The organism is Acetobacterium fimetarium (assembly GCF_014284475.1).
Lineage (GTDB): Bacteria > Bacillota > Clostridia > Eubacteriales > Eubacteriaceae > Acetobacterium > Acetobacterium fimetarium.
Genome location: NZ_WJBC01000046.1, coordinates 1 through 5,067, shown reverse-complemented (window position 1 = coordinate 5,067; position 5,067 = coordinate 1). Strand labels below are relative to the sequence as shown.

General features: G+C 38.6%; 6 protein-coding genes. 1 reads left to right on the top strand and 5 read right to left on the bottom strand.

Translation table 11 applies throughout. The annotated features are described in order from the left end of the window. The 3 genes from GH808_RS14775 to GH808_RS14765 form a co-directional block, all read right to left on the bottom strand. Nucleotides 1-436 (bottom strand): dihydropteroate synthase (locus GH808_RS14775; RefSeq protein WP_186843345.1); only part of this gene is annotated, 436 nt, incomplete at its 3' end. Nucleotides 437-507: 71 nt separating this feature from the next. Then, on the bottom strand, nt 508-1,488 hold the full coding sequence (locus GH808_RS14770; protein ID WP_186843555.1) for a uroporphyrinogen decarboxylase family protein: 981 nt from the start codon (nt 1,486-1,488) through the stop codon (nt 508-510). 263 nt (nt 1,489-1,751) lie between these two features. Continuing rightward, nucleotides 1,752-3,146: an MFS transporter gene (locus tag GH808_RS14765; protein WP_186843554.1), complete on the bottom strand. Its 1,395-nt coding sequence runs from the start codon at nt 3,144-3,146 to the stop codon at nt 1,752-1,754. A 278-nt stretch (nt 3,147-3,424) separates the two neighbouring features. On the opposite strand from GH808_RS14765, the gene GH808_RS14760 reads away from it, so the two are divergent. Then, nucleotides 3,425-4,072, top strand: coding sequence for a TetR/AcrR family transcriptional regulator (locus GH808_RS14760; RefSeq protein WP_243166240.1), 648 nt, complete (start codon nt 3,425-3,427; stop codon nt 4,070-4,072). A gap of 115 nt (nt 4,073-4,187) precedes the next feature. On the opposite strand, the gene GH808_RS14755 is transcribed toward GH808_RS14760, so the two are convergent. Together GH808_RS14755 and GH808_RS14750 are read right to left on the bottom strand one after the other, a co-directional pair. After that, nucleotides 4,188-4,445: a hypothetical protein gene (locus tag GH808_RS14755; protein WP_186843552.1), complete on the bottom strand. Its 258-nt coding sequence runs from the start codon at nt 4,443-4,445 to the stop codon at nt 4,188-4,190. Between the two features lie 368 nt (nt 4,446-4,813). Further along, on the bottom strand, nt 4,814-5,067 hold a 254-nt coding region (locus tag GH808_RS14750; protein ID WP_476559228.1), incomplete at its 5' end, for an EF-Tu C-terminal domain-related protein.

Genomic DNA, 5,067 nt, shown 5'->3' with positions numbered 1-5,067 from the left:
TCGCCATTAAATCGGTAAATACATCGAGACGGTCTTTGGCGGTTTTGGGAATTCCCTTGTCGCTGTTGAGCAGCGCTACGCACTCCCATTTGGTATCGGCAATGACTTTAAATGCCGCATCAACCTTATCGCCTTCCAGCGATACGGAGTTGAACAGGCCCGGTTTGTTACAGTATTTCATCGATTCGATGCAGGTATAGACATTGGGGCTGTCCACTGCAATCGGCACATCGGTAGCGTCTTGAACAATATCGATCAGCCATTTCATGGTTTCCAGCTCAATATCATCGTCCACTGATGCACAGACATCAATATAGTCGGCGCCAGCTTCGGCCTGTTTGATGGCCAGATTTTTTATAAATTCTGCATCCTTAGCTGCAATCGCCTTTGCGGTGGAAGGAATAGCACCGTTAATTTTTTCTCCAATAATAATCAATTTTAGTCTCTCCTCTGGATATTAATTTTTACCGCTCTTTCAAAGCATGAATTTTTAAATTATTTGATGTCCTAGAATAGTTCCTTGGTCATTTTTTCAACTTCGACATCGGTAGCTTCGTAAACGCCCGGGAATGAACTTCCTGGCAATCCCTGACATGAACTTGGAATGAAATAAAGCTTTCCGTTTTCTTCACATGTTCGTTTGACTTCAGCGGCGATCTGTTCTTGTGACCATTCTGGATGATCGATGATACCACTGTGGATTCCGCCCATAAAGGTGATCTTTCCGCCGTATTGTTTGATCATTTCAGGAATATTGTTCGTATTCATAACGCCCTGCCAAATATCGACTCCCATTTCGATCATGTTGGGTACCAATGTTGCAGCATAACTGTCGCTGTGATGAACAATCAGTTCAACGCCGTTAGCTTTGTAAAAACCGTAGATTTTTTTGTAGGATTCTAAAAAGAATTCTTCAAACATTGCTGGAGAAAGGAAGGTTGAAATCTGGCTGCCCCAGTCATCATGATGTAAAATTGCGTCAGGATGCAGATTTTCAACTAACGCTTTGGCATAATCCAGTTCATACTGGGTTAAATAGTCGATCAGTTCATGCATCGCTTCTGGTTCTTCATAAAAACTCATCAGTGCGTTCTCCATGCCCATCAGATAATGAGTCATTTCAAATAAACCGGGAGCGATGAAGGCAGCGACATATTTATTATCCCGATCAACAGCGTTTGCGTCAGCAATGGCCTGATCCCATGCGCCTTCAGGTCGTTCTAAACTTGGAGCCTTAACGTATTTTTTCCATTCAGTCACATCATCGAGTAGAATATGCTGTGCATCATGTACTGGGAACGCGGCAATTTGTCCTTCTGGCCAACGGATGGTAACACCCCATTCATTGATTACTTCTCCACCTAATTGTGGTTTTATACGACCAGATGGAACACTCATGATCATTTGCATAAATTCATATTGTTTGACAAAACGATCCGGTTTGCCACCAGTCATGACTTCTTTTAAATTCTCTTTTATGGTTAACATATAATGTTACCTCCTTGTATCAGATATAATTTTTTAGTGTGAGATTTATGGTGTGATGTGTTTTAATCCAGCATTTTCCTTAATCTTCACTACATCATAAGACGCGATCAACTCAGGCATCTTATGATGTAGTAAAGATACAGAAATGCAGATTAACAGCCAAAGAAAAACACATCGTGTCTCTCTTTGGCTTTCGGGTGCAGTTATTAAATAAGTACAAGCACTCGTTCAATGACGTTCACCCGCAAATAATAAGTTTGTTATTATTCTGCTATTTTTTTTCTTGCATCTATTTCAGTCTGGTATTGTTTCACTTTTTCTGTAGTTAAACGGTATCCAAATGTTAACAGAACCGCACCAGCAAGAACTGTGCACCCTGGTATTGTACAGAATAAATTCGTAATACCAGCTTTCAATTCTGGTGTTGCAGCAGCTGGATCCATTTTTGCAACGAATCCGCAGGCAGCCAGCATTGCCGGAATGATTAAACCTTTGATGAAGATAGCAAGTTTTAATGGTAAATTCGATAATCCCATAACCCAGCTTGATGCAGCTTTTCCTGTTTTCCATTCACTGTAAATCGATGCATCACCGTATAGAGCAACCATCAAAGCGTAAAGGAATCCTAAGAAGAACTGAGCACATGAAAGCACAATTAGAACAAGCATTATGTTAGAAGCAACGAATTGACAGCCGATTAAGAATACGCCTAGACCGTAGCAACCAATCAGTGCAGCGGTTCTTGTTGACAATTTTGCTGCAACATACTTGCTTAAATATGAGCCAATTACGGCCATAATATTTGCAACCAACAAGTAAACACTAAACATTGCGACATTGTTTGCTACATAGGTAAAGAAGTATACTGCCGAACCTGCACAAACAAAGTTAACTGTCCAACGCGCAACATCTGCTAAAAGTAACACTAACAAATGTGGGTTCTGAACCAATGATCTGGCCATATCGCCAATGGTAATTTTTTCTTTCTTGGCAGTAGTAGTGCTGACAGCACCTTCTTCATATGTTGCTTCATATCCATCCGTCAGTTTGAAGTGAATGAAATAGCCAATCAGGTAAATTACAGCCATTGCGAATGCCGAAATAGTGAATCCAAGCACTGGATTTCCAACTATATTACCAACCCATAAAATAGTAGCCAATCCCATTGCTGAGAAGATAATTTTTCCAACATTTGCATAAGCGCCTCGTGTTGCGGATAATTGTGTTCGATCTTCAGGTGACGTTGAAATGGTAGGAATTAATGCTATATTTGCAACGTATGAGAAGTTCCATGCAATGTGTGAAGTAATGAATGCTACACAGATGATGATCATTGGTACTATTCCAGTGCCGATAACCGTAAACATCAATGTATAGAGAACTACGACAATTGGTGGTATTACCAACAAATATGATCTGTATTTTCCCCATTTCATTGGTTTAAGAGCATCAATAAATCCACCATAGAAAGGTGATAATACCATATCTACTGTACTTGTTAAGGTCATAATAATTGCCGTTGTTGCCAAGTCAAATTTTGCAATGTTTGTTAAAAAATATGCAAAATAAAAAACTTCAACATTTGACATCAGAGTAAAGCCAAGATCCCCGATACCAAAGAATGTCTTAAGCCCTGTACTTAAGGGTTTCTTTTCCATAAAAGAGCCTCCTTGAATTTTCGTTTTTACTAATAATAAAATTTCCGGCTATTTCATTTTAGTAATTTTGTTAATTCTTCTGTACATCTTAGTAATATTACAATGATCTTCTAAATAGTAACCCTTTACACCATGATTGTCAAGCTTTTTTTATTAAATCGTTGTTTTTTTACTGTTTTTTTAGTAATTGCTGGCATTATTTTTTTTCTTGTATCTTCCGTGAAATAATGTTACACTTGATATACATCACTGTTTTAAGGAGATTTCATATGCGAAAAATGACAAAAGGCGAAATGACTAAGGAACGCATATTCAAAAGTGCCAAAGAGCTCTTTTACCAACAGGGCTACAATGCCACCACAATTCAGCAGATTGCTGATCATTCTGGTACAACATTAGGTTCAATGACTTATCATTTTACCACCAAAGATACATTTGTAGCTAAGATATTCGCAGATTATTTCGCCTCAATCAGTGCTGCTGTCAAAAATAATCTTTTTGGTTACAAGCCGATCAATTCGTTTGAACAACATTTTTATCTGACAATGGTCTGGTATAATGCGCTTCTCACTGATCCGAAAGTTAAGAATTTCTACTATGAAATAACCATCAGCGATTCTCTGTACTCATATATTTTTGAAGATATCAATCAAGTCTATCACGAATTTTTAAAAGATTACCATCTCCGAATTCGTCCGATTGAGTTTGATGCCCTGCTGATCGCAGATTTTGGGGCGCGCCGGACCCTGGCGCGATACTTTTGCGAAGGTAAAATAAAAATGCCTGTGGAAGATTTTTCTATTCTGACTATCACCAATACGGCTCGCTGTTTTGGTATCCCCGAAAAAGTAATTTTCAAGGTTAGCTACGAAGCTTTGGTTTTCTTCCGCAACCATGATTTTTCACAGATAAAACTACTCATATAAAAAAAGATCTTTCAGGAAAGCATCCCTGAAAGATCTTTTTGTTTTCAAAGCAATATCATACTCGAAGTCAACAGCCAACTATTCTATTTTTATATTTGGAGCGGTTTGTCTGCTCTTACTTCGCTTTAAACGTGATGATAACACCCTCTGTGGTACTATTTGACCAAACGCCGTCATTGGAAACGAACATATGCTGCCCCTGTACGATCGGTACAATCGAAACCACATCGTAGCCTTTTTCGTCATAGTCGTTACAGACATCTTCTATTTCTTTTGACAGTTCTTCCTTATTGCATTTTCTGAATCCCTTATTAAAATCATTTCCTTCAGCTTTTACCTTATCTCCTATCGAGACACAAATATATTTTTTCATCAACTTTTCTCCTCATCAGAACATTTCTTGATGCATTATACCACACCATCAAGAAGCAATCGACCGATATTTCTATCTGACTGCAAATCCGACCATGTTTCAAATAAAAAAAACCGTCTCAGAGAGAGACGGTTAAAATTGATTTGTTAAAAATTGATTTTTCTACCTTATGTTGAAGAACTGATCGAACAACATAGTTCAATTCTATTCAAATTTCTTTGTTTTTTATTTTGACTCAGCGTTGCCGATTTTTCAGAAATTTTATATCCTTATGGTTATTTCTTTCAAAATCTGCATTAGCTTCGTTATCGCTCACTCGCTAACGCTCCTGTTCGCTACCAATTTTTTATCAAAAATTGGACTCAGCGTCAATCAGCAATGATTTTTGCAACAACTCCGGAACCGACTGTTCTGCCACCTTCACGGATCGCGAAACGTAAGCCTTCTTCGATCGCGATTGGTGTGATCAAGGTGATTTCCATCTGCACGTTATCGCCAGGCATTACCATTTCTACGCCTTCTGGTAATTTGATGACACCTGTTACGTCAGTTGTTCTGAAGTAGAATTGTGGTCTGTAGCCATCGAAGAATGGAGTATGACGTCCGCCTTCTTCTTTGGTTA